This window comes from Streptomyces sp. SLBN-31, from assembly GCF_006715395.1.
In the GTDB taxonomy this organism is placed as follows: domain Bacteria; phylum Actinomycetota; class Actinomycetes; order Streptomycetales; family Streptomycetaceae; genus Streptomyces.
The window spans coordinates 1,370,916-1,396,114 of the sequence record NZ_VFNC01000001.1 but is presented as its reverse complement, the minus strand read 5'-3'; the positions used below and the strand labels follow the sequence as shown (position 1 = coordinate 1,396,114).

At 71.3% G+C, this 25,199-nt stretch carries 20 protein-coding genes and 1 pseudogene; 5 read left to right on the top strand and 16 right to left on the bottom strand.

Annotation, left to right across the window (positions count from 1 at the left end; genetic code table 11):
* Positions 1-51: 51 nt before the first annotated feature.
* Together FBY22_RS06490 and FBY22_RS06485 are read left to right on the top strand one after the other, a co-directional pair.
* Complete coding sequence (locus FBY22_RS06490) at positions 52-744, top strand: response regulator (RefSeq protein ID WP_142143111.1); 693 nt, start codon at positions 52-54, stop codon at positions 742-744.
* 216 nt (positions 745-960) lie between these two features.
* Positions 961-1,605, top strand: a complete 645-nt coding sequence (locus FBY22_RS06485) for a dihydrofolate reductase family protein (protein ID WP_142147401.1) — start codon at positions 961-963, stop codon at positions 1,603-1,605.
* 137 nt (positions 1,606-1,742) lie between these two features.
* Here the strand turns inward: FBY22_RS06485 and FBY22_RS06480 are convergent, their stop codons facing one another.
* From FBY22_RS06480 to FBY22_RS06455, 6 genes are all read right to left on the bottom strand, one after another.
* Positions 1,743-3,335, bottom strand: a complete 1,593-nt coding sequence (locus FBY22_RS06480; protein WP_142143110.1) for a cation acetate symporter — start codon at positions 3,333-3,335, stop codon at positions 1,743-1,745.
* On the bottom strand, positions 3,332-3,886 hold the full coding sequence (locus tag FBY22_RS06475) for a DUF485 domain-containing protein (RefSeq protein ID WP_142143108.1): 555 nt from the start codon (positions 3,884-3,886) through the stop codon (positions 3,332-3,334). The genes FBY22_RS06480 and FBY22_RS06475 overlap by 4 nt, the downstream gene beginning before the upstream one ends.
* 69 nt (positions 3,887-3,955) lie before the next feature.
* Positions 3,956-4,639: a response regulator transcription factor gene (locus FBY22_RS06470; protein ID WP_142143106.1), complete on the bottom strand. Its 684-nt coding sequence runs from the start codon at positions 4,637-4,639 to the stop codon at positions 3,956-3,958.
* On the bottom strand, positions 4,636-5,787 hold the full coding sequence (locus tag FBY22_RS06465; protein WP_142143105.1) for a sensor histidine kinase: 1,152 nt from the start codon (positions 5,785-5,787) through the stop codon (positions 4,636-4,638). The genes FBY22_RS06470 and FBY22_RS06465 overlap by 4 nt, the downstream gene beginning before the upstream one ends.
* Complete coding sequence (locus FBY22_RS06460) at positions 5,784-6,308, bottom strand: DUF1453 family protein (protein ID WP_142143103.1); 525 nt, start codon at positions 6,306-6,308, stop codon at positions 5,784-5,786. The genes FBY22_RS06465 and FBY22_RS06460 overlap by 4 nt, the downstream gene beginning before the upstream one ends.
* A 586-nt stretch (positions 6,309-6,894) precedes the next feature.
* Entirely contained in the window at positions 6,895-9,018 is a 2,124-nt protein-coding gene (locus tag FBY22_RS06455; protein ID WP_142143101.1) for a type IIA DNA topoisomerase subunit B, read from the bottom strand.
* 442 nt (positions 9,019-9,460) lie between these two features.
* Between FBY22_RS06455 and FBY22_RS06450 the strand changes: the two genes are divergently transcribed.
* Positions 9,461-9,691: a hypothetical protein gene (locus tag FBY22_RS06450; protein ID WP_142143099.1), complete on the top strand. Its 231-nt coding sequence runs from the start codon at positions 9,461-9,463 to the stop codon at positions 9,689-9,691.
* A gap of 114 nt (positions 9,692-9,805) precedes the next feature.
* Here FBY22_RS06450 and FBY22_RS06445 read toward each other — a convergent pair whose 3' ends face one another.
* The 7 genes and pseudogenes from FBY22_RS06445 to FBY22_RS06415 all read right to left on the bottom strand — a co-directional run bounded on the left by FBY22_RS06445 (position 9,806) and on the right by FBY22_RS06415 (position 18,860).
* Positions 9,806-10,666: a serine protease gene (locus tag FBY22_RS06445; RefSeq protein WP_142143097.1), complete on the bottom strand. Its 861-nt coding sequence runs from the start codon at positions 10,664-10,666 to the stop codon at positions 9,806-9,808.
* A 135-nt stretch (positions 10,667-10,801) separates the two neighbouring features.
* Positions 10,802-12,337, bottom strand: coding sequence for an RNA polymerase sigma factor (locus FBY22_RS06440; protein ID WP_260844724.1), 1,536 nt, complete (start codon positions 12,335-12,337; stop codon positions 10,802-10,804).
* A 430-nt stretch (positions 12,338-12,767) separates the two neighbouring features.
* Complete coding sequence (locus FBY22_RS06435) at positions 12,768-13,655, bottom strand: FadR/GntR family transcriptional regulator (RefSeq protein ID WP_142143093.1); 888 nt, start codon at positions 13,653-13,655, stop codon at positions 12,768-12,770.
* A 162-nt stretch (positions 13,656-13,817) separates the two neighbouring features.
* On the bottom strand, positions 13,818-15,746 hold the full coding sequence (locus FBY22_RS06430) for an ABC transporter ATP-binding protein (RefSeq protein WP_142143092.1): 1,929 nt from the start codon (positions 15,744-15,746) through the stop codon (positions 13,818-13,820).
* 159 nt (positions 15,747-15,905) lie between these two features.
* On the bottom strand, positions 15,906-16,664 hold the full coding sequence (locus FBY22_RS06425) for an NUDIX domain-containing protein (protein WP_142143090.1): 759 nt from the start codon (positions 16,662-16,664) through the stop codon (positions 15,906-15,908).
* 131 nt (positions 16,665-16,795) lie between these two features.
* A pseudogene (locus tag FBY22_RS06420) lies at positions 16,796-17,114 on the bottom strand (glycogen debranching protein); the annotation flags it as partial.
* A 66-nt stretch (positions 17,115-17,180) separates the two neighbouring features.
* Positions 17,181-18,860 carry a DUF4192 domain-containing protein gene (locus FBY22_RS06415; protein WP_142143088.1) on the bottom strand — a complete coding sequence of 560 codons (1,680 nt, stop codon included), beginning with the start codon at positions 18,858-18,860 and terminating at the stop codon, positions 17,181-17,183.
* 207 nt (positions 18,861-19,067) lie between these two features.
* Here FBY22_RS06415 and FBY22_RS06410 point away from each other — a divergent pair, with 207 nt between their 5' ends.
* Positions 19,068-21,233: an ATP-dependent DNA helicase RecQ gene (locus FBY22_RS06410; RefSeq protein ID WP_142143086.1), complete on the top strand. Its 2,166-nt coding sequence runs from the start codon at positions 19,068-19,070 to the stop codon at positions 21,231-21,233.
* Positions 21,234-21,544: 311 nt separating this feature from the next.
* Positions 21,545-22,180: a hypothetical protein gene (locus FBY22_RS06405; protein ID WP_142143083.1), complete on the top strand. Its 636-nt coding sequence runs from the start codon at positions 21,545-21,547 to the stop codon at positions 22,178-22,180.
* Positions 22,181-22,832: 652 nt separating this feature from the next.
* Here the strand turns inward: FBY22_RS06405 and FBY22_RS06400 are convergent.
* From FBY22_RS06400 to FBY22_RS06390, 3 genes are all read right to left on the bottom strand, one after another.
* Positions 22,833-23,465: a hypothetical protein gene (locus FBY22_RS06400; RefSeq protein WP_142143081.1), complete on the bottom strand. Its 633-nt coding sequence runs from the start codon at positions 23,463-23,465 to the stop codon at positions 22,833-22,835.
* A 68-nt stretch (positions 23,466-23,533) separates the two neighbouring features.
* On the bottom strand, positions 23,534-24,235 hold the full coding sequence (locus FBY22_RS06395; protein WP_142147399.1) for a ribonuclease HII: 702 nt from the start codon (positions 24,233-24,235) through the stop codon (positions 23,534-23,536).
* 224 nt (positions 24,236-24,459) lie between these two features.
* Positions 24,460-25,083 carry a TetR/AcrR family transcriptional regulator gene (locus FBY22_RS06390; RefSeq protein WP_142143079.1) on the bottom strand — a complete coding sequence of 208 codons (624 nt, stop codon included), beginning with the start codon at positions 25,081-25,083 and terminating at the stop codon, positions 24,460-24,462.
* Positions 25,084-25,199 lie beyond the last annotated feature (116 nt).

Here is a 25,199-nt window from a genome sequence, read left to right as displayed (position 1 = left end):
GAGCCGAAACACGGGCGCAACGCCCGCCAGGCCTTGACAGGAAGAGGCCCGATGATTGACGTCCTGGTCGTGGACGACGACTTCCGCGTCGCTGAGATCAACGCCAAGTACGTGGGGAAGGTTCCCGGTTTCCGGGTGGCCGCCCGCGCGCACAGCGCCGCGCAGGCGCTGGCCACCGTGCAGCGCGGCGGTGTCGACCTGGTGCTGCTCGACCACTACCTGCCCGATCAGACCGGCCTCGAACTCGTCCACCGCATGCGGGAACAGGGCCACGGCACCGACGTCATCATGATCACCGCGGCCGGCGACGTGACGACGGTGCAGACCGCGATGCGCCTGGGCGCCCTGCACTACCTGGTGAAACCGTTCACCTTCGCCGCCCTGCGGACCCGCCTGGACTCCTACGCCGCCCTGCGCCGCACGGTCGACCGGGTCGGCGGACGCGGCATCGCCGGCCAGGAGCAGGTCGACCGCATCTTCGGCGCCCTGCGCACCGCACCGGCGCCCTCCTCACCGGGCCTGCCCAGCGGCCACTCGGAGCCGACGACCGACCTGATCTGCCACGTCCTGCACGACGCCGACCACCCGCTCTCCGCCCACGAGGTCGCCGCCGAGACAGGCCTGAGCCGCTCCACCGCCCAGCGCTACCTCCGCCACCTCGAACAGGCCGGCCGCCTGCGCCTGACCCTCAAATACGGCGACACGGGCCGCCCGGAACACCTGTACTCGTGGGTCGCGCCATGACGGTCCGGACCGCACACTGTGCAGTACGACGGTGAGGGCGCCCTCGGTCAGTGCTCTGACCGGGAAGGTTCTCCCGGTTCCGCCGGCTGGACCGCTTCCTGCCGCGCCTCGCAAAAAAGGGTTGTGGGCCGCTGTCGATCCGGCCACGTCCCGTTCGACGTCATGGTGTGCGGCGCCTCGCCGCACATTGACACGACAGGACTGACGAGGACGCACGTGGATCAACTGCTGAGAGTCATGAACTTCAACGTCTCGGGTGACGGAATCGGCGCCGGTGAGCACCAGAGTCTCGAGCGGCCGTTCGGCCACGATCATCCCGAGAGGCTGTTCGCCTGGGCCGGCGCCACGGCAAGCTGGCCCATGCGCACGGATCCCGGGGGGAGCCGGGGCCTGGACGACTACTTCACTCGGGACTTCGCACGCAACATCGGTGCCGAGATCATGGGCCGCAACAAATTCGGGCCCCAGCGCGGGCCCTGGCACGATCATGAGTGGCGCGGCTGGTGGGGTGAGGAACCCCCGTTCCGCACGCCGGTGTTCGTCATGACCCACCACAAACGTCCGTCGTTCATGCTCTCCGACACCACGTTCCACTTCGTCGACGGCACCCCGGCCGCGGTCCTCGAACGGGCGCGGGAAGCGGCGCGGGGCAAGGACGTCCGGCTCGGCGGTGGGGTCACCACCATCCGACAGTTCCTCGATGCCGACCTTGTCGACACCATGCATGTGGCCGTCTCGCCGGTAAAGCTCGGGTCCGGACTGCGCCTGTGGGAGTCCCCCGACGAACTGCGCGATCGGTTCCACCTGGAGGTCGTGCCCAGCCCGAGCGGCGTGACACACCACCTGTTCTGGCGAAGGTGACGCGAGGGCCACTCGCGTTCAGGCCACGGTGGCGAGGGGCGTCCGCCGCAGCGGAAACCCTTCCCGCTGCGGATGCGGGCGCTTGGGGCGGGCGGCAGCTCCAACCGCCCCGACCGCGAACCTACGTGGTCACAGCACTAGGCGGCCCCCGCCCCCGTCAGTGACCGCACCTCGATCTCCGCGTGCTTGGCCTCGTCCGGCAGCTCGGCCGAGCTGACCGTGCCGAGCCACCCGGCCAGGAAGCCCAGCGGGATCGACACGATGCCGGGGTTCTGGAGGGGGAAGTACTGGAAGTCGACACCCGGGAACAGTGAGTCCGGGCTGCCCGAGAGCACCGGCGACAGTGCCACGAGCCCGAGCGCGGGGATCAGGCCGCCGTAGACGGCCCACACCGCGCCCCGGGTGGTGAAGCCCCGCCAGAACAGCGAGTACAGCAGCACCGGCAGGTTCGCGGACGCGGCAACGGCGAAGGCGAGGCCCACCAGGAAGGCGACGTTCATGTCGCGCGCGAGCAGGCCGAGGGCGATCGCGACCACGCCGATACCGACCGAGGCGACGCGCGCCACCGCCACCTCGCTGCGCGGCTCGCCCCGGCCGCGCCGCAGCGAGGTGTAGAGGTCGTGGGCCACGGACGCGGAGGACGCGAGGGTGATACCGGCGACCACCGCGAGAATCGTGGCGAAGGCGATGGCCGCCACGACCGCGAACAGAACCGCTCCGCCCGTCGAGTCGGCACCGCCGCCCAGGTCGAGGGCGAGGAGCGGGACGGCCGTGTTCCCTGCCGCGTTGGACCCACGGATCGAGTTCGGGCCCACGATCGCCGCCGCACCGAAGCCGAGGACGATCGTCATGAGGTAGAAGCCGCCGATGAGCCCGATCGACCAGAGCACCGAACGCCGGGCCGCCCGCGCCGTGGGCACGGTGTAGAAGCGCGACAGGATGTGCGGCAGCCCCGCGGTGCCGAGCACCAGGGCGAGTCCGAGGCTGATGAAGTCGAGGCGGGCGGTCCAGTCCGCCCCGTACTTCAGCCCAGGGGCCAGGAACGCGTCACCGTGACCGCTGCGCTCGGCCGCCGTCTGCAGCAGCCTGTCCACATCTCCGTGGAACCGCAGCAGGACGAGGACGGTCAACGCGACCGTACCGCCGAGCAGCAGCATCGCCTTCACGATCTGGATCCAGGTGGTGGCCCGCATTCCGCCCATCGACACATAGACGACCATGAGCGCGCCGACGCCGACGATGGTCCACGCCCGCGCCGCCTGGCTCGTCCCCCCGAGCAGCAACGCCACCAGGCTCCCCGCGCCCACCATCTGCGCCACCAGGTAGAGAACGGACACCGTGACCGACGAGGTTCCCGCCGCGACCCGCACCGGCCGCTCGCTCATCCGTGCCACGATCACGTCCGCGAGCGTGAACCGCCCGCAGTTGCGCACCAGTTCGGCGACCAGGAACAGCACCAGCAGCCAGGCCACGAGGAAGCCCACCACATACAGCAGCCCGTCGTAGCCGAACAGCGCGATGAGCCCGGCGACGCCGAGGAAGGATGCTGCCGACATGTAGTCGCCGGCGATGGCAAAACCATTCTCCAGGGGTGAGAAAAGTCGTCCCCCGACGTAGAACTCCTCCGCCGAGCCACGGCGGTTGCGGCTCACCCAGGTCGTGATCGCCAGTGTGACGGCGACGAACGCACTGAACAGCAGTATTGCCAGCGTCTGGTGATGGCCCGTCATGAGGCACCGCCCTCGACCGAGCGCGTCAGTTCCTGGGTGTCCCAGCGCAGATCGAGCGCGGCCCGGTCCCTGCGCAGCCGCGCATGCCGTGCGTAGGCCCAGGCCAGCAGGAACGTGGTGAGGAACTGACCGATTCCCGCGAGCATCCCGACGTTCACGGCGCCCACCACCGGCCGCGCCATCAGCCCCGGCGCGGCCGTGGCGGTCACGACGTAGGTCACGTACCAGGCGAGGAAGACGAAGACCGCCGGCACCACGAACCTCCGGTAGCGGCGGCGCACTTCCTGGAACGCCGCACTGCGCTGCACCTCCAGATAGACGTCCGCCGCCGCTGCCGCTCGCACCTCCCTCGCCCGGCGTGCGGGCTCGGACGCGGGTACCGGGGCTCCCGTCGACTCGCCCCAGCCCGGGGCGAGCGCGTCGTACCACGGATCGTCGTACCTCATGTCCCCGGACACCACGGCACGCGCCTGGCCACGGCCCGCGCGGTGTTCGGCAGAACTCTCGGCGCCGGCCCCACTGCCGCGGGGACGGTCATTGCTTGACTGCATGCCCAAGGATGGACAGAACGGGAAGATCCATGACTTCTCTTCCCTGTCCTCTTCACCCCATCAGGTGACTCAATCCGCTGGTGGGCGGGCGATTCCCTTCGCGTAGGCGTAACGCACCGCCTGAGCGCGGTCCTTGAGGCCCGTCTTGGTGAAGATGTTGTTGATGTGGGTCTTCACGGTCGCCGTGGACACATGCAGCCGGCGCCCGATCTGGGTGTTGTTGAGCCCCTCCGAGATCAGCACCAGTACCTCGATCTCCCGCGCGGTCAGCCCGTCCGGCGGCTCGGCCGGGGGCGCCGGACGCGGCTCTGGCTCCGACAGCCGCTCCAGCAAGCGGCGCTGGATGCTCGGGGAGAGCCCCGCGTCCCCGGACAGCACGCTGTGCACGGCCCGTACGATCTCGTCCCCTCCCGCGTCCTTGGTGAGGTAACCCCGCGCCCCCGCGCGCAGGGCCGGGAACAACGACTCGTCGTCGGCGAACGTCGTGAGCACCACGACCTGCGTGCCGGGATGCTCGTCGCGAATGCGCCGGGTCGCCTCCACGCCGTCGCACCGCGGCATGCGCAGATCCATCAGCACCACGTCGGGGGCGAGTTCGGCGACGAGCTTGACCGCCTCCTCACCGTCTCCCGCCGAACCGACGACCTCGATCCCCGGCAGCAGGCCCAGCAGCATCACGATGCCCTCACGGACCACGGTCTGGTCGTCCGCGACCACCACCCGTGCGGTCCTGGTCTGCGCCTCTTCCGTCATACCGGCACCTTCAGCGTCACCACGAACCCCTCATCGTCCGGCCCGGCCTCCAACGAGCCGCCCAACAGCTCGGCACGCTCGCGCATGCCCAGCAGACCGTACCCGGCGCCCGACCCGGTCAGGTCGCCCGGTGAGCCGCCCGAATCCCGTACGTCCAGCGTCACTTGATGGGCGTCGTACTCCAGCCGTATGCGGACCTTGGCCCCCGCCGCGTGTTTGCGCACGTTCGTCAGGGCTTCCTGGGCGACCCTGCGGACTGCCTGCGAGGCCTCCGCCGGCAGCGGCCTGCGCTCACCCGCAACGGTGACCTCGGCACCGGCCGACGTACCGACGAGCTGCGTCAGGAAGTCCTCCAGCGGAGTCAGCTCGCCGCGCAGCGCGGACAGCGCCTGCCGGGTCTCGTCGAGCCCGTCGCGGGCCATGCCGCGCGCCGCCACCACCCGTTCGAGGATCTTGTCCCGGTCGGCTCCCCGCTCGATGAGCAGCCGGGCCGCCTCCAAGTGCACGAGCTGCGCCGAGAGGCTGTGGGCGAGCACGTCGTGGATCTCGCGCGCGATCCTGGCCCGTTCCGCGAGCGCAGCCGACTCGGCCTCGGCGACCCGCGCGGCGCGCTCCTGGGCGAGCAGCCGCTGGGCGTTGCCCCGGGCCTCGGCGTCAAGACGCAGGGTGTACCCGGCGAGCGCCAGTCCGGCCGTCGTCACCGCGGTGGTCAGCCACACGTCGTTGTTCACGGCGGCGTAGGCGGCGAGGGAGACCGACGTCACGGGTACGGCGGCGGCCAGGGGCAGCCGCTCCAGGGCGCTGATGGCGCAGCCGCACGACAGGACGAGGGCCGCGGTCCTGAAGCCGGCTGCCTGTCCCAGGACGGCGAGTCCCAGGAGAGCGGCCATGAGCGCGAGCGAGGGAAGGAGTCGGTGGGCGAGGGTGGTGCGCCAGAATCCCCAGGCGACTGCGCCGGCCAAGAGGACTCCCGCGACGGCTCCTACAACGCCCCATCCGTGGACGTGGGTGCTGTCGTAGGTGCCCCACAGCAGCATGCCGAGCACCAGCAGTCGTACGAGCCAGGCGAGCAGCCGCCGGGGCCGGGAGATTCCCGCACGGCCCAGCGCCTCCCTGGAGGGCCAGTGTGTCCAGGCGTTCTCCGTCACACACGCTCCTTCGGGGCCGACCGGACCGTGGAATCACCGTACGCCGTGGTCACGGCGGGGTCCGGAGCGACGGACTGGGACCGCCACAGGAGGATCCCGGAGCGGACCAGGAGCGTGGCGGCGAGGGCGAGGAGCAGGGCGGAGCTGTCCTGGTGCACGCCGACTGCCGTACCGAGGGCGAACAGACCGACGCGCAGGGCGATGCCGACGATCCATACGGTCACGCTCGCCTCGGTGCTCTTGCTCCACACGGCGCCGTCCGGCTCCGCCCATATGCGGGTGGTCCAGGCCCAGCCGGCTCCGGTGGCGAGTCCGATCAGCAACTCCGCGCCGAGCAGGACGACCGACGCGGTGCGGTGATGGACGTCGACGACGCCGGGCTCGCGCAGCGCGACGAAGGCGAGGACCACGGGCACCAGCCACCAACGCCGTCCGGCGCCTATCCGCTGGGCGCGGAACTGGCGGACGACCACCAGAACCACCACGACCGCGATCGCCAGCGCGTTGACAAGCCCGGACATCGGTGCCTCCGTGAACGAGGAAGGGGAATGCGACAGCGAGTGCTGTCGACGCCTTCGACGCTACGGAAATCCACGGGCCTGCAGATCGGAGCGGGGGTGGACCGTGGGTGGATCCGCGCAGGCTCCCGAGCTCCACCCACGGGTGGAGAACCCGGCTCTGCCCGCGCCAAGCCCCGCCCGCGCTGCGGCTCTCCACCGCGCCAAGCCCCACCCGCCGCACCCGGCCCTGCCCGGACAACGCCTCCGCCGCGCCAAGCCCCGCCCACCGAGCCCGGCCAACGCCGAGCCCCGCCCGCCGAACCCCACCCGCGCCGAGCCCGGCCGGCGGATTTCGGCACGCGGCAAGCCCCGGCTGCCAAACCCGGCCCGCGCCAAGCCCCGCCCGCCCGCACCCCACCCGCGGCGAGCCCAGGCCAGCCCGGTCCGGGCCCCTCTGCCCCGGCCCGGCACCAGACCCCGCTGCACCGGGCCGGGCAGGAGCCCGAGGTCGGCGAGGGCCACGGCGGCAGGGCCAAGGCCCAGCTGCCCGGTCTGGGCCAGGGCGGCCGGGCCAAGGCCCAGACCGGGCAGCAGCCTGACGCCGCGCCTACGCGTCGATGCGCGAGCGGTCCAGCGTCGCCGCGGAGCTGGAGATGAACTCCTTGCGCGGTGCCACGTCGTTGCCCATCAGCAGGTCGAAGACCGTCTCGGCCGCGTCCAGGTCGGAGAGGTTGATCCGGCGCAGGGTGCGGTGTCGGGGGTCCATGGTCGTCTCGGCCAGCTGGTCGGCGTCCATCTCACCGAGACCCTTGTACCGCTGGATGGAGTCCTTGTACCGGACGCCCTTGCTCTCGAATTCGAGCAGCTTGTCGCGAAGCTCCCGGTCCGAGTACGTATAGACGTACTTGTCCTGACCCTTCTTCGGCTGGACCAGCTCGATGCGGTGCAGTGGCGGTACCGCGGCGAACACCCGGCCGGCCTCGACCATGGGCCGCATGTAGCGGTGGAAGAGGGTCAGCAGCAGGGTGCGGATGTGCGAGCCGTCGACGTCGGCGTCGGTCATCATGATGATCTTGCCGTAGCGGGCCGCGTCGATGTCGAAGGTACGGCCGGAGCCGGCCCCTATGACCTGGATGATCGCGCCGCACTCGGCGTTCTTGAGCATGTCGGTCACGGACGACTTCTGGACGTTGAGGATCTTGCCCCGGATCGGCAGCAGCGCCTGGAACTCGGAGTTGCGGGCGAGCTTGGCGGTGCCGAGCGCGGAGTCGCCCTCGACGATGAACAGCTCGCTGCGGTCCACGTCGTCGCTGCGGCAGTCGGCGAGCTTCGCCGGCAGCGAGGAGGACTCCAGGGCCGTCTTACGACGCTGGGCGTCCTTGTGCTGGCGGGCGGCGATGCGCGTACGGGCGGCGGCGACGGCCTTCTCCATGACGACGCGGGCCTGGGCCGCGGCGTCGCGCTTCGTGGAGGTCAGGAACGCCTTGAGTTCCTTGGTGATCACGGTGTTCACGATCCGGCGGGCCGCCGAGGTACCGAGGACCTCCTTGGTCTGGCCCTCGAACTGCGGCTCGGCGAGACGCACGGTGACGACGGCGGTCAGCCCCTCCAGGGCGTCGTCCTTGACGATGTCGTCCTCGGCCACGCGCAGCAGCTTCTTGGCACGCAGGACCTCGTTGAGGGTGCTGGTGACGGCCGTCTCGAAGCCCGCGACGTGGGTGCCGCCCTTGGGGGTGGCGATGATGTTCACGAACGACTTCAGGGTCGTGTCATAGCCCGTCCCCCAGCGCATGGCGACGTCGACGTCGAGCTCGCGGGTGACCTGGGTGGGGGTCATCTGGCCGTGCTCGTCCAGGACCGGGACCGTCTCCCGGAACGTGCCCTGGCCGGAGAAGCGGAGGACGTCGCAGACCGGCTTCTCGCTCGCCAGATACTCGCAGAACTCGCTGATGCCGCCGTCGAAGCGGAAGGACTCCTCGCCCTTGCTGCCGCCCTCGCCGAGGCCGAACTCGTCACGGACGACGATGGTCAGACCGGGCACCAGGAACGCCGTCTGCCGGGCCCGCTGGTGCAGGTTGTCCAGGGAGAGCTTGGCGTCCTTGAGGAAGATCTGGCGGTCGGCCCAGTAACGCACGCGCGTGCCGCTGCGGGTCTTGGGGATCTTCTTGGCCTTGCGCAGGCCACTGGCGGCCTCGAACTTGGCGTCCGGGCCGTTGCCCGCGAAGGCGCCGGGCACACCGCGGCGGAAGCTGATCGCGTGCGTGTGGCCGCCGCGGTCGACCTCGACGTCGAGGCGGGCCGACAGCGCGTTGACCACGGAGGCGCCCACGCCGTGCAGACCGCCGGAGGCGGCGTACGAGCCGCCTCCGAACTTGCCACCGGCGTGCAGCTTGGTCATGACGACCTCGACGCCGGACAGGCCCGTCTTGGGCTCGACGTCGACCGGGATGCCCCGGCCGTTGTCCCGGACCTCCACCGAGCCGTCGTCGTGGAGGATCACCTCGATGTGGTCGCAGTAGCCCCCGAGGGCCTCGTCGACGGAGTTGTCGATGATCTCCCACAGGCAGTGCATCAGACCGCGGCTGTCGGTCGATCCGATGTACATGCCCGGACGCTTGCGCACGGCCTCGAGCCCCTCGAGGACGAGCAGGTGCCGCGCGGTGTAGTTGGAACCGTCCCGCTCTGCTCCTGCCAGCAGCGCTGTGGACGACACGGACGTTTCGGCGGTCACGCGGTTCGCTCCTCGCTGAATTTCAGGTGAGGCCCTTATGGGTAAGGGCGCGGCCTTGCTTGCCGTGAAGAGGGTACAGAGGCCTGGTAGAGCCGTTGTAACGCCACCCTCGGGCGAGACACACCCTAGTCCAGGGTCGCATACATGTTCGATCCCTCGATGGGGTGAAGTACACATCACGTTCCATTGGAGGCATGAACCATTTAGGCTCCGGGCACGTCCTCATGAACAACCGGCAAGCCAGCCGGGAGGACTGATGTTGACAGCCAGAGCGAACCCGTAAGACACACAGACACGCAATACGGCACATTCGCCGCCAACCGGCAACAGACAGCCGGCCTCGAAAGATTTCTTTCGAGGAAAAGCCCCGGGCGGGAACAGTTTGGGGCTGGTTGGATGTTGACCCTGGTACGACAGCTCGTCGAGCTAGAGAAGAGGCGACGTGACTACTGTTCTGACCCCCGCGAGCCCGCTGACGGCCGCCGATCGCTGCGACCGTTGCGGCGCGCAGGCCTACGTACGCGTTGTCCTGCTCAGCGGCGGAGAACTGCTCTTCTGCGCCCACCACGGTCGCAAGTTCGAGCCGGAACTCAAGAAGATCGCCGCCGAGATACAGGACGAGACGGAGCGGCTGACGACCGTTCCGGCATCCGCAACGGCCGAAGAGCGCTGACACTTCGCGTTGACGACGAGCCGACGTCCGGCACAGGCCGGCATACGGGCGGCGCGGCCCCTGCCATCAGGGACCGCGCCGCCCGCGCTCGTACGGAAACCCTCACAGGTCCCCTCAGCGGCTCTCCAGGGCGTCCGTGAGGCCGCTCGCTCCCGGAGCCCCCAGCGCCCGTACGACCTCGGACACGCGCGTGTAGACGCCCGGGCTGCCCGCCCGACCGCAGCCGCTGCCCCAGGACACGAGCCCGATCAGCTTCCCTTCGGCAACGAGAGGGCCGCCGCTGTCTCCCTGGCAGGCGTCCCGCCCTCCCTGTGACTCTCCGGCGCACAGCATGCTCTCGGCGACGTACGTGCCGTCGTCGCGGCCCGGGTAGGCCTTCTCGCACTGCGCGTCGGGCAGTACGCGCACGCGTGCGGCGTGCAGCGTGCGCGCGTAGTCACCGCCTCCCGTGACGTCGCCCCATCCGTAGACCCAGGCTCTCGTGTTCGGCTCGTACGCCGGATCACCGGCCGCCGCCATGGCGATGACCGGGCTCCCCGGGAGCGGCTCCGCAAGCGTGAGCAGGGCGAAGTCCCCCGCGTTGGTTCCGCTGTCGTACGCCGGGTTGACCCGTACCTCGCGCACCGCGATTTCCCGGCCCCGGTCCGAGAGCAGGTCCGTGCGGCCCGTGATGACCTTCAGGTCTCGCACGCGGTTCGGCGGCGCCCCCAGGACCTCCTCACCCATGCAGTGCGCGGCGGTGAGCACGGCCGTGGGGCCGACCGCCACGCCCCCGCAGAACTGCCCCGCGCGCGTACCCCCGAACCGGTCACGGCTGGACACCGCCACCGTCCACGGACTCTGGGAGATGTCGACCGGGAAACCGCCCACGACGACGTCGGCGGGCGCGGGAGCGGCGGACAGCAGCGGTATCGCGGTCGCGGCAGCCGCCAGGACCAGCGGCCGGGTCAGTGCCCGGACAGACGGACGACGCATGCACGTTCCTCACTCTCGGTTGTCTTTGGAGACCCAGAGTGATCCAGCGGGGGGCGCGGCGCACCCGCGCGACGACGCGACAAGGCCCGGTTCCGCGTGCGGAACCGGGCCTCGGGTGTCGTACGGGCGCGCGACCTAGTCGAGGTAGTCGCGCAGCACCTGGGAACGCGACGGGTGGCGCAGCTTCGACATGGTCTTGGACTCGATCTGGCGGATGCGCTCGCGCGTGACGCCGTAGACCTTGCCGATCTCGTCGAGGGTCTTCGGCTGACCGTCGGTGAGACCGAACCGCATGGAGACGACGCCCGCCTCGCGCTCGGACAGGGTGTCCAGGACGGAGTGCAGCTGCTCCTGGAGAAGCGTGAAGCTCACCGCGTCGGCCGGGACGACGGCCTCGGAGTCCTCGATGAGGTCACCGAACTCGCTGTCGCCGTCCTCGCCCAGCGGGGTGTGCAGGGAGATGGGCTCGCGGCCGTACTTCTGGACCTCGATGACCTTCTCCGGGGTCATGTCGAGTTCCTTGGCCAGCTCCTCCGGGGTGGGCTCGCGGCCCAGGTCCTGGAGCATCTGGCGCTGCACGCGTGCGAGCTTGTTGATGACCTCGACCATGTGCACCGGGATACGGATGGTGCGGGCCTGGTCGGCCATGGCGCGGGTGATCGCCTGACGGATCCACCAGGTGGCGTACGTGGAGAACTTGTAGCCCTTGGTGTAGTCGAACTTCTCCACCGCGCGGATCAGACCGAGGTTGCCCTCCTGGATGAGGTCCAGGAAGAGCATGCCGCGGCCGGTGTAACGCTTGGCCAGGGAGACCACCAGACGGAGGTTGGCCTCCAGGAGGTGGTTCTTGGCGCGGCGGCCATCCTCGGCGATGATCTCCAGCTCGCGCTTGAGCTTCGGGGCCAGCTTGTCGGCGTTGGACAGCTTGTCCTCGGCGAACAGGCCCGCCTCGATGCGCTTGGCGAGCTCGACCTCCTGCTCGGCGTTGAGCAGGGGGACCTTGCCGATCTGCTTGAGGTAGTCCTTGACCGGGTCGGCGGTGGCACCGGCGGCGGCGACCTGCTGGGCCGGCGCGTCGTCCTCGTCCTCGTCGGACAGCACGAAGCCGGCGCTCTCGGCGCCCTCGGGCTCGTCGCCGGCCTTCGGGGCCTCCTCGAGAACCTCTTCCTCGGAGACCTCGGCGTCGTCCTTCTTGGCGCTGGTCTTCTTGGCCGCCGTCTTCTTGGCGACCGTCTTCTTCGCGGCCGCCGTGGCCTTCTTGGCGGGGGCCTTCTTGGCGGCAACGGCCGTGGGGGCGTCTTCCTCGGCCGGCGCGTCGGCGGCGGGCGCCGCCGCGGGAGCGGTGGCGGTGGCCTTCTTGGTGGTCACCGTCTTCGCCGCGACCGTCTTGGTGGCGGTGCGCTTGGCCGGACTCTTAGCTGCGACGCTCTTTCGGGTGCGCTTGGGCTCCGCGGCACTGACCATCAGCGTCACACCCTCTTCCTCGAGGATCTGGTTGAGGCTGCGCAGTACGTTCTTCCACTGAGTGGCCGGAATCTGGTCAGCTTCGAAGGCCCGACGCACATCGTCGCCGGCGATCTGCCCCTCGGCCTTTCCCCGCTCGATGAGAGCCATGACAGAGACGGACTCGGCGATCTCCGGCGGGAGCGTACGGGATGTGCTGGCCGACACGAACAACCTCTCGGAACGTTGGAAAACGGCTTCCGGCCCCGTCCAGGACGGACAGGAGCCGACCGCCGGCTTTGGGGATTGGGCCGACGGCGCGGGCGGGGGCCGGGAAGATGCACAGCGCCGTGTACGGCGTCCGTATTCCCTCCTCGGCTGTCACCTCTTAGGTCATCGCGCTGTTCCCGCGAGCGTTACGCCCAATCTGCGTGGCCCGAGTCACACCCCGTAACCGCTCAAAAACGGTCAGACAAGGGCAGAGACGGCCACTCATGCCTACTACCCGGGGTCGCGCCCTGAAACACACGCCCCGTCGCACCGTCGGACTCCGCAGGAACCGAGAGATCCTGCGGAGTCCGACGAGAGACGGTTCGCCGACCGGGCGACGCCCCAGGAGGGAGAGGCTTCCCCGGCCGCGCCACCCGCGGGTCCGCGCTCAGTGTTCGCGCGGTGCGGGCACCACCCGCTCCACCTCGGGGTGGACGGTGAGCAGTTGACGCATGGCCGCCTCGGCCGCCGCGCCGTCGCCGGCGGCGAGCGCGTCGGCGATCCTGCCGTGGTGCGCCAGGGAGACGTCGTTCGGCCGGTCACAGCCCGTCACCGGACCGCCGGAGACCTGGAGCGCCGCCGACACGATCCCGGAGAGGTGCTCCAGCATGCGGTTGCCCGCGAGCTGGATGAGCAGGGAGTGGAACTCGGCGTCGGCGCGGGAGAACGTCAGGGCGTCGCCATGCCCCATGGCGTGCCCCATGATCTCGACCATGTCCGCGAGCCGCTGCTGGACGTCCTCGCGTCCGTGCCCCGCGGCCAGGCGCGCCGCCAGCGGTTCGATGGTCCAGCGCAGCTCGCTCAGCTCGCGCCGCTGGTCGTCGCGCTGGGGCCCGAAGGCCCGCCACTCGATGATGTCCGGGTCGAGGAGGTTCCAGTCGCTGACGGGGCGCACGCGCGTGCCGACGTTCGGGCGGGCACTGACCAGACCCTTGGCCTCCAGGACGCGGAGCGACTCGCGGACGACGGTGCGCGAGACCTCGAACCGCTGGCCGATCTCCTCGGGCACCAGCGGGCGGTCGGCGCCCAGGTCGCCGGAGACGATCATCTGACCGAGCTGCTGGACGAGTTGGCCGTGCAGCCCGCGTCCGCGGCTGCCCGCGGCACGCCGGCCCACGCGGCCCAGCTCCGGGTCCGCGCTCTCCCATACGGGGGCTCCGACGCGGTCGGCCAGGGAGGCCTCGGCGTAGGGGTAGCGGTCGAGTTCGCCCGGGCCGGCGAGACCGGAGTCTGCGGAGCGGGCGGCGGTCATCATGGTGTGCGCAAGGGTACTCACGGATCCTTTGTCGGCCTCGTCCTCAACTGCCTTGAGGTCTTTGGTGAAAAGCACACGAAAGGGTGATCGCTCACCCCGTCGCAATTGACGCCTTATCGGAAAGAAATGGGCTTTCCCTGGGGAGTTGTGCGCAGGGTGAGGCGAAAGCGCGCGAGACGGTCGTCATCGGACCCTGCTGCGCAGGGTCGTGAGCACATATGCGCAGAGCAGAGCGGCCAGCGACAACGTCATGGCGCCGCCGACGGGTTGGACGAGCACCCGCGCCACCAGGGACAGATAGTGCTCTCCCCCGAAGGGCCACTGCAGCCAGAGCGTCTCTCGCAGCCGCAGCGGGAATCCGGCCGCGCTCCGCACTGACGATCCCGCCAAGGCCTTTTGTACGAGGGGTACGACGACCACCGGTACCGCGAGCACGGCCGCCAGCCCCGCCGTGGTGGACCGGAAGACGCCCGCCGCCAGCACGCCGGCCCAGGCGCAGCCCACCAGGAGGCCCAGCCAACTCGCACCCAGTGACGGCCAGTCCGCGGGAACCTGCGCGAGCTCCCGTCCGTATACGAGGTAGAGCACTTCGGCGTCGCAGCCGACCGTGAGGAAGGCCAGCGTCAGCGCGGTGGCGGCGGCGACCAGGAGTTTCGCGGTGAGCAGCCCCAGTCGGCGGGGCACGGTGCCGCGGTCCGCCGCCAGCGCGGGGTGGCGGAACTCGTCGCCGAAGGCCAGCGCGCCCAGCAGACCCGCGCCGAGCGCGGCGGGCGGCAGAGGCAGCTCCCGGGGCCAGGCGGCCAGCAGGCGTGCCTGTGGAGTGTGTCCGATCCGTGCGAGCAGTACGGCGGTGACGGCGGACACGACGAGCACGGCGGCCGCGGTGAGGAACCCGGTGCCGATGCCGGTCGCGCGACGGATCTCGTAGCGCAGGGGGCGGAGGGGGCTGGGGGCTGACCGTACGGAAATGGGGGGTGGGAGGGGGGTGAGGGCGAGATCGCGGGTGTCGGCGGTACGCGGCCCGGGCGCGGGGTCGGCGCCGGAAGCCGGGCCGGCCTGCGCGGAGAGACCCGCTGTGGCGGCCGCGACCGTGTCGTCTGGTGGGGTTTCAGGCTGACCGGTGAGGGGCCGCGGAGCGGTCCCGGGCTTTCCGGTCGTGTCGTCGCCGAGTTGCGCGACCCGCCGCCCCGACACGTCCGCGTCATCGTGCTCCACGGCGGGAGGCGCCCCCGCTCCGGGTCCCATGTCTCCGATCTCGTCCGCGAGTTGGTGTACGAGGATGCCGTGGCGGAACGCCGTCTCGCCGATGTCGGCGCAGGTACTGCCGTACACGCAGAGGCGGTTGCCGCCCTCGCGGACGATCTCGACGGAGCGCCGGGCGGTGCGCGCCTCCTTGGCCAGGAGGGCGGCGAGGCGTGGGGCGTGCGGGCTGCGGACGGCGACCCGGGGGCGCAGCCGCGTGCGGGCGAACTCGGTCACGTCCTGGTCGGCGACGATTCTGCCGCGCTCCAGGGTGACGACCCGGTCGGCATTGCGGGCGGCCTCCTTGGGGTCGGACATGGTGAGCAGGACCGTGCCGCCCTGCGCCGCGTGGGCGCGCAGCGTGCCGTGCAGCCAGCGGGCCTCGCGGGTGGAGAGGTCGTCGGCCGGGTCGTCGAGCACGAGCGTGTGCGGGTCGGCGAGCAGGGCGCAGGCCAGGCCGAGGCGGCGGTCCATGCCTCGGGAGAGGGTGCCGAGGCGCTCGTCGCGCAGGCTGACGAGGCCGACCGTCTCGAGGACTTCGTCGGCGCGGCGGACCGGTACGCCCGCGGCGGCGCACAGCATGCGCAGGTGGCCGCGGACGGTTCGGGCCGGGTGGCCCGGTACGTCGCCGAGGAGTACGCCGACCTCGCGCGTCGGGTGGGCGATGCGGTGCAGCGGGCGGCCCCTGAAGTAGGTGAAGCCGCGGCCCTGTTGGAGTTCTAGCATGAGTCTGAGCACCGTCGTCCGGCCCGATCCCGGCGTGCCGAGGAGTGCGGTGACGTGGCCCGCGCGCGCCTCGAAGGAGACGTCGTCGACAGCGGGCGGAAGGTCCTTGCGGGGGTTGCTGGTCAGTCCGAAGGCCTGGATCACCCGCAGCAAGATAGCGCGCTATGTCCGTTTTTTCGGGCATCGCGTGGCCGCCCCACCAGCCGCGACCGGTCCGCTCGGAACCGTGTTCGCCGCTCGCTCCTCAGCCCGGTACCGCGGTGGTCGCCGTGCCGGGCGGAGACGCGGTGCGCGGGTTCGGCCTCACACTTCGGGGCGCAGCATGGGCGGGTTGAGCAACGTGGCACCGCCCGCCCGGAACAGCTGCGCCGGGCGGCCGCCCTGTCGCGTGGTGGTACCGCCGGTGGGGACGAGGAAGCCCGGGGTTCCCGTCACCTTGCGATGGAAGTTGCGCGGGTCGAGGGCCACGCCCCACACCGCCTCGTAGACCCTGCGCAGCTCGCCGACGGTGAACTCGGTGGGGCAGAACGCCGTGGCGAGGGACGAGTACTCGATCTTGGAGCGGGCGCGTTCCACCCCGTCGGACAGGATCTGGGCGTGGTCGAAGGCGAGCGGCGCCACCGGTTCGCCGTCGCGGCCGTAACCGCCCTGCTGCAGCAACTCCTCCACCGGCGCCCAGCGGGCGTTGCTGGCGTCACCGCCCGCGCGAGGTGCGGGCAAGTCGGGAGCGAGGGCGAGGTGGGCGACGCTGACCACCCGCATCCGGGGATCGCGCTTGGGGTCGCCGTAGGTCGCGAGCTGTTCGAGATGGGCGCCGTTGTCCTGAGCGGGGACCGAGGGATCGTGGGCGCGCAACCCGGTCTCCTCGGCCAACTCGCGTGCTGCCGCCTGCGCCAGGTCCTCGTCGGCCCTCACGAAACCACCGGGCAGTGCCCAGCGCCCCTGAAAGGGTGGTTCGCCCCTGCGCACCGCCAGCGCACACAGGGCATGGCGGCGCACGGTCAGTACGACCAGGTCCACGGTGACAGCGAAGGGCGGAAAGGCTGACGGGTCGTAGGACATGCGGCGATCATAGTCGTCTGCCTGACGATAAACACTCCCTTCGTCGGCCGCTTCGGTGACTGATCCACTTCTTTCCGGTATGCGTCTCGGCGTGCGCTGCCGACCATGGGGCGGTGCGATGTCGTGCGAGGTCACACCCCCAGCTGCAGCCCGTCGGCAGCCCGACCATCGCGAGGCCGAGCCGGCTGACCCGCACGGAGAAGGGGGCGTCGCTGATCCGCAGTCCTGTCAGGACGATCTCGCCGAGGGGCGCGCTGTGCACCGGACGCAGCGTGACGGTGCGGACGGGCCGTCGGGGCGGATGCCCGCCAGCGTGGACAGCAGGTACACCCCGGCCGCGGTGGCCGCCGGGCGGCAGGCCGCCGGGTGCGGCAGAGGAACGCTGTCCTCGGTGCCGCACCCCGCGTACATCTCGGGAAGCCGGTGACCGAAGGCCTCGGCCGCCGCGAGGCCCGGCATGCCTGGCCGCGTGGCTTCCCTCGCGTCGGCACACCGCCGGATCCGAGCGGCTGTTGCTCATGCCTCTGTCTCGCTCCCGTCGGTTCCGGGGCGCGCGCTTCCGAGGCGGTTGTCACCCCTGCGTGCGGTCCCCCTTCCGGATGTACGCGGGCGGGGGTCGCCCGTCCGCGCCCTGCCGGGCCGGGTGCCGCCGGTTGGCGCGGGGCCGGGGCGGGTGCCGTCGGTCCGTCCGGTGCCGGGACCGCCCGCACCCGTCGTGCCCGAGTGAGCAGCGCCAGTCGGCGTGGTGTCGGCCGCGGCAGGTTTCCTGGGGCGGGGAACGGTCACCCCGCCGCCCCGGGCGGCCACCCTCGCCGAGCGCGGCCGGTTCACCGCCGTACCGCCCGAGCGGGAGCGGCGTCGCGGACGGGGAGTGTCCTCCTGGACCGGGGCCAGTCCGGTGTCCTTGGGTGCGGCCTCCCTCTGGTCGTCGCCGTGGCCAAGCGGAGCAGCTCCTCGGTCCCGGCGTTCCGCTCGCAGGCAGCGGCGGACCGACTCGGGGTCCAGGCCTTCGTTGCAGGCCTGGTGCAGGAGGCGGGCGAAGAGATAGCCGGGGTCCGCGCCCAAAGCCATGGCGAGGGCTTCGCGGGCCTCCAGATCGTCGCCGGTGGACCATGCGACCCAGCCGGCGAGGGTCAGCGGCGCGGCGGCGTGTTCGCCGTAGGGGCCGACGCAGCGGCGGGCGAGGGCCCGCCAGAGTCGCAGGGCGGGTGCGGCCTCCTCCCCCTCCATCCACTCGGCGGCACGGTCGCGGGTCACACGGTCCTGCAGGCCGAGGATCAGCGCCGCGGCCTCGTCGTGTCCGAGCAGATCGTCGTCACGGAGGTCCGCGGTGATCGTGCCGGTGACCGGCGGCGCCGCGGCCAGGCGCCGCATGATCCGCTCGGCCAGCCCGAGCGTCTCCTCGGCCACCGCCACACGGTGGGCGGCGTCCAGGATCCTGGGCACCAGACTCGTGCTCGCCGTGTCGAGGGCGATCTCCTGTGTCAGAGCCGCCCCCGTCTCCCAGGGCTGCAGCCTCGCGCGCAGTTCGCGCAGCGTGCCCCGTACCTGCAGGCCGGCGTAGGTGGCGGCAGCGGCGAGCACGGAGGTACCGGGCAGGCCCATCGGGAGGCCTTCGGGCGGACAGCAGCTCTCGTTGACACAGCAGTACGACCAGAAGCGGCCGTCGGAGATGCACAGGGCCTCGATCACCGGCACGTCGAGCTGCCCGCACTCGACGCGCAGTTTCTGGGCCAGTGGGCGCAGCCGCTCCATGACCTGGCGGCCCGACTCGCCCTTCGCCGGTTCCTGACAGAGATAGGCGACCATCTGCTCGGGACGGGCTCCTCGGCGCTCGCTTCCCGTGACCAGTCCGTGTGCCAGTTGCCGTGCGACGGACGCCCAGTCGTCCGCGCTGGTGGGAATGCCGAGCCGGGCGCGACCGCCGAACCGGCCCCGGCTCTCCCGGTCGTGCAGGGCGACCAGGACGATGCTGTCCTCGGGGCGGTAGCCGAGGAGGTACGGCAACGCGTCGGCGAGTTCCGCGGGGGTGCGCAGGGTGACCTGGTGCTCGGCGCCGTGGCTGTCGTAAGCCGTCGGTCCGATGTGCGTGTCCGGCGGCAGGGAACGGCCGTGGGTGTCGTGCGGCGCGCGGTCCTCGTGCCCGGCCGCCTTGTCGTTTTCGGGTGATCCGGTGGTTTCGCCGTGGTTCGTCATGCGCAGACGATCTCGCGGATCACGAGACTCCGCTTTGCCCTGTGGACAAGTCCGACCATGGGCACATCAACCTGACGTCGATCCACCACAACTCGCTTAACAGCAAGGCAAGTTACCTGCCCACCGGCAGTATTACCGGCTCCCCTCCACACCGCCCCGCCCCCCGCTTGGCCCGGGTTGTCAGTCCCGTCCTGTTTGATGGGACGCATGGAGCACACGAGCAACGCGGAACTTCGGACCGCCGCCGACGCGGTCCTCGCCCGCCTGGTGGGGGACGCCGGCGGCACGGCCCGGCTGCGCGAGGATCAGTGGCGGGCGATCGAGGCGCTGGTCGCCGAGAAGCGCCGGGCGCTCGTCGTGCAGCGCACGGGGTGGGGCAAGTCTGCCGTCTACTTCGTGGCCACGTCGCTGCTGCGGGCCCAGGGCAGCGGCCCCACGGTGATCGTCTCCCCGCTGCTCGCACTGATGCGCAACCAGGTCGAGGCCGCGGCCCGGGCGGGCATCCACGCCCGGACGATCAACTCCTCCAACACGGAGGAGTGGGGCACCGTCGAGGACGAGATCGCCGCGGGCGAGGTCGACGTGCTGCTCGTGAGCCCGGAGCGACTGAACAATCCGGACTTCCGGGACCAGGTACTGCCCAAGCTGGCCGCCGCCACCGGACTGCTCGTGGTGGACGAGGCCCACTGCATCTCCGACTGGGGGCACGACTTCCGCCCCGACTACCGCCGGCTGCGCACCATGCTCAGCGATCTTCCGCCGGGCGTACCCGTACTCGCGACCACCGCCACGGCCAACGCTCGGGTGACCGCCGACGTGGCGGAACAGCTCGGGACGGGCGGCACATCGGACGCCCTGGTGCTGCGTGGTCCGCTCGACCGGGAGAGCCTGAGCCTGAGCGTGCTGCGGCTGCCGGACGCCGCGCACCGGATGGCCTGGCTCGCCGACCACCTCGGCGAGCTGCCGGGTTCCGGGATCATCTATACGCTCACCGTGGCCGCCGCCGAGGAGGTCACCGCGTTCCTGCGGCATCGCGGGCACACGGTGGCCTCGTACACCGGCAAGACGGAGAACGCGGACCGGCAGCAGGCCGAGGACGACCTTCTGGCGAACAGGGTGAAGGCCCTCGTGGCCACGTCGGCGCTCGGCATGGGCTTCGACAAACCGGACCTCGGCTTCGTGGTCCATCTCGGCTCGCCTTCCTCCCCCATCGGCTACTACCAGCAGGTGGGACGCGCCGGACGCGGCGTCGAGCACGCCGAGGTGCTGCTACTCCCAGGGCAGGAGGACGAGGCGATCTGGGAGTACTTCGCCTCGCTCGCCTTCCCGCCGGAGGATCTGGTACGCCGCACGCTGGACGTCCTCGCGCACGCCGACCGCCCACTGTCGCTGCCCGCGCTGGAGCCCTTGGTGGAACTGCGCCGTTCCCGGCTGGAGAGCATGCTCAAGGTGCTCGACGTCGACGGGGCGGTCAGGCGGGTCAAGGGCGGCTGGACCGCGACCGGACAGCCGTGGACGTACGAGGCGGAGCGGTACGCCTGGGTCGCGCGGCAGCGCAAGGCCGAGCAGCAGGCGATGCGCGAGTACGCGTCGACGACGGACTGCCGGATGGAGTTCCTGCAGCGTCAGCTGGACGACGAGGGCGCCAAGCCCTGCGGTCGCTGCGACAACTGCGCGGGCGCGCGATTCACCGCGGACACGTCCACGACGGCGGTGGACGCGGCGCGCGCCGATCTCGGCAGGGCCGGCGTGGAGGTGGAGCCGCGCCGCATGTGGCCGACGGGCCTGCCGGCGATCGGCGTCGAACTCAAGGGGCGCATCCCGGCCGGCGAACAGGCCGCCTCGGGGCGGGCGTTGGGCCGACTGTCGGACATCGGCTGGGGCAACCGGCTGCGCCCCATGTTCGCGCCGCAGGCCCCGGACGAACCGGTGCCGGACGACGTGGCCAAGGCCGTCGTGGGCGTTCTGGCCGACTGGGCCAAGGGGCCCGGCGGCTGGGCCCCCGGCGTGACGGACGCCCAGCCCCGCCCCGTGGGCGTGGTCAGCATCGCCTCACGCACCCGGCCCCGGCTGATCGGCTCCGTGGCCGCGCGCATCGCGGAGGTCGGCCGGCTGCCGCTGCTTGGCTCGGTCGAGTACACGGACGACGCGCCCCGGCTCTCCCGCAGCAACAGTGCCCAGCGCCTCAAGGCCCTGGCCGGCGCGCTGACCGTGCCGCCCGCCCTGACCGCCGCCCTCGCGGAGGCCGCCGGTCCGGTCCTCCTCGTCGACGACTACACCGAGACGGGCTGGACGCTCGCGGTCGCGGCCCGCGCGCTTCGCCGGGCCGGTGCGCAGGGGGTGCTGCCCCTGGTGTTGGCGGTCCAGGGATGATCTCGACGGGCACCGCGCATCGTGACGTACACCCTTCCTCTGGACCACCTGTGTCCCAACGGTGTACGAACGCGAGGTGAACGGTCGCCTCATGCGTCGCGGCCGTGGCCACGGGGTAGGGATATAAACCACGTACCGTCATCTTCCGGTCAGTGGCCCCAATTGCTCGTTGCCGCATCCAAGTTCGACAGGAAGAATTGAACTCCGCTCCCCGCACGGCTCGTCCGTGGTCCGGTAGGGCTCTGCTGCGGTGCGCGCTCCCCCGAATCCGACCTCGCCCTCAGTGTGGGCGCGTAGCCGAAGGGAGGACCGTGACCTTCGGATTCGCTCCGTCCTCAGCGGCGTCCACGTCGACGTCTGCCGACCTGTCCGCCGCATCCGCCAACCCTCTCGTCCGTATGCTCGAACCGGCCGAGTGGGCCGCCGCGGGCATCCCACTGCTGCGCAATCCCCGAGAGGTCGTCAGCGGACTGCACTCCCGGCATCGCCCCGGGCCGGCGACGGCGATCGTGGCCGTCCTCGATCCGGAGGAACGGCTGTGCGCCAGCGCCTCGTTCACCCGCCGCCCGGCCCCGGCCGACGGCTGGATGTTCCGCAACGCGCTGCTCGCCCAACTACGCAGGGTGATCCCGCACGACCTGCGCCGCCGCACGCCGGTGCGCACCGCCGTGCTGCTGTACTGCCGTGAGGGCGACGCACGTTGGACCGAGGAGGACGGCGCGTGGATGTGGGGCCTGCGTGACGCGTGCACGCTGCACGGGCTGCGGTGCGGGGCGTACATCACGCTGACCCGGGACGGCTGGCAGGTGCTCGGGGAGGGCCGCGGCGGGCGCCGGCCGAACACGGACTCGGCACCGGAGCCCTTCGGGTTGTCCGAGGCACCGCCTCCGCTGCCGCGCACCGGCGGCGCCGCCTCGGAGGTATTGCGCCGCGCGGCGGCCCGCTGAAGCACCGGCCGGCCGCGCCATCGGCCGGCCGCACGGCCGGCCCTCCCGGTCGGCCGGCCCACTGTCTCCGCGCGTCCCGACGGCACCCATGTTCCCTGCGCGTCCTGATGGCGCCCGGATTGTCCGCGCGTCCGACGACGCCCAGGCTCTCCGCGCGCCTTGGCGACACGGAGTCCTGCACGACGTCTTCGGCAACCCGGGAGGCGGCCCCACGTCTCGGCAGCCCGGGGGCTGACCCACGTCTCGGCAGCCCGGGGGCTGACCCACGTCTCGGCAACCTTGGGGCCAGCACCCGCCTCGGCAACTCGGGGGCATCAACATGCCTCGGCACCCCTGAGTTCCCCGTGCCTGGGCACGGAGTTCTCCGGAGCCTCGACAACGCCGAACTCCTCCCGCGCGCCTCGACAACGCCGAGTTCTCCCGCACGTGTTGACGACGCCCTGTCACACAGCGCGGCGCGGCTTCTCCCCGCGTCCTGACCACCAACTCCCGCAGGCACCTCGCGCAACCAACTCCCGCAGGCACCCCAGACCGCCCAGTCCCGAAGGCGCCCCGCGCACGCCATAGCCCCCGCCGTGCACGGTGCCGCCGTAGCGGCACCACCGTCACTCGGGCGGCGTTGCCGGTGCGCCTCGGACGTGTCGCAGCGGGCTCAGACGCCCGCGCCGAGCACCGAGTTGATCTGCTGCGGGTCGCCGCAGACGATCAGCAGGGCACCGGCCCGGCCATGGGCCAGCTGCAGCGCCGTCGCGGCGGCCGAGGCGGGTCCGCCGTTGACGGCGACCACGACGACCGGGCGGGCGGCGGCACGGGAAGCGACGGCGGCGTCCGCGTAGAAGACGTCGTCGCCCGCGTCGTGCTGGGCCCAGTAGGAGGCTTCACCGAAGGACAGTTCGTGGGTGGCCCACGGGTGCTGTTCGCCGGTGGTGATGACGAGTACGTCGCCGGGTGTCCGCCCCGAGTCCAGCAGCAGGTCCACGGCCTCTTCGGCGGCGTCGAGGGCGCCTTCGGGCGAAGCCGGGATCAGCTGGATCTGCGGGGACGCCGGAGCCGCGGCGGGGGCGGCCGGGGCCGAGGGCCCGGGCTTGACCGCGGTCACGTCACGCGACGTACGTTGCGCCGGCGCGGTGGGCCGGAGCGGACCAGGACGACCGGGCCGCGACGGAGCCGCGGGACGGGGGCCGGGTACAGGACGAGGGGTCGGCGCGGTACGGCCACTGGCCGGAGTGGCGCGGGGACCCTGGGCACTCTCGTGAATCTGAGGCTCCTCGGGAATGAGAGGCATGAGCTGATGTTTATCAAACGTTGGTGCGGCTCGCGTCAGCGGGTGGCACATGCGTGCGAGCGGAATCGTCAGAAATCGAAGCCGAGCTGACCCTCGATTTCCGGAACGCTTCCGTCCGCCCAGCTGCGGACCTTCTTGAGATGCCGCCACTGGGGCAGCGCATCAAGATACGCCCACGACAACCGGTGATACGGGGTGGGCCCCCGTACCTCCAGTGCGGCCTTGTGCACGGGCGACGGATACCCGGCGTTGTCCGCAAACCCGAAGTCTGCATGGTCGACGCCCAGTTCGGCCATCATTTTGTCGCGCTGAACCTTGGCGATCACCGAGGCCGCGGCCACCGCCACGCACGACTGGTCGCCCTTGATGACCGTACGGACCTTCCAGGGCATCCCCAGGTAGTCGTGCTTGCCGTCGAGGATCACCGCGTCCGGGCGGACCGGCAGAGCCTCAAGGGCGCGCCCCGCCGCCAGTCGCAGGGCCGCGGTCATCCCGAGAGCGTCGATCTCCTCGTGCGAGGCGTGGCCGAGCGCGTAGGACGTCACCCACTTCCGCAGCTCCTCGGCGAGCACGGTGCGGCGCTTCACGGTGAGCAGCTTGGAGTCGGTGAGGCCTTCGGGAGGTCGGCGCAGTCCGGTGACCGCCGCGCAGACGGTGACGGGGCCGGCCCACGCGCCGCGCCCCACCTCGTCGACACCGGCAATGATCTTCGCTCCGGTCGTTGCGCGAAGGGAGCGCTCGACGGTGTGAGTAGGGGGTTCGTACGGCATGGCGCCCTTAGAGTACGCCTCGCGGATCACCGGCGACACCCCGGCTCCTCAAGCCGCGTCCCGACCGTCGCGCCCCCGCTCAGCCGCCGTTGAGCCGTCGCCCGACCGTCACTCGACCGCCAGCCGGCCGCCTCTCGACCGCCAGCCGACCCCTGCACGGGCCGCCGCTCAACCGTCAGCCGACCCCTGCGTGGGCCCGCCGCTCGGCCGCAGCCCCTCCCCACTCAGCCCCCGCTCGGCCGAAGCAGCGGAACCATCAACTGGTCGACCATTTCCTCGAGATCGCGGTCGCTCCATTCACTCCCGCACATCTTGGATCGGTACATCATCATGGCGGGGACTGCGTCGAAGACGTAACCGTTCGCCGCGTCGGACCGCACCTCGTTCCGAGCGATTCCCCGCGTGATGACTTCGCGGAGCAGCTTGAGCGTGGGCTCGACGATCCCGTCGAAGATCACGGTGTGGAACCGCTCCGCCTGCACCGGGTTGCACTCGTGAACCACGGAGCGGACGGCGTATCCGGGGCGGGAGAACATCGCGTCCCGCGCCTGGCGGCACAGCTGGAGCAGGTCCTCACGCACGCTGCCCAGATCGGGCACCTCCTCGATGCGCGGCAGGGCAGCCTGCAGGGCGTCCGCGACGAGGTCCTCCTTGGACGGCCACCGGCGGTAGACCGCGGCCTTGCCGGTCTGGGCGCCGGCAGCGACGCCCTCCATGGTCAGACCGTTCCAGCCGACCGTGCCGAGCTGGTCCAGGGCGGCATCGAGGATGGCGCGTTCGAGTACGGCGCCGCGCCGACGGGGGGAGGCCGCCTGAGCGGGGGCGGCCGTCCAGCGCGAGGTAACCATCTGATCTGTCTCCAGCGAGCGGGTGAGCGGGGACTTGAGGGACGAGGGTGGGGGCGTCGCGCGACGGCAACGGGGGACGTGCCGCACGACACCGATTTAAGTGAACGCTTGCGTTC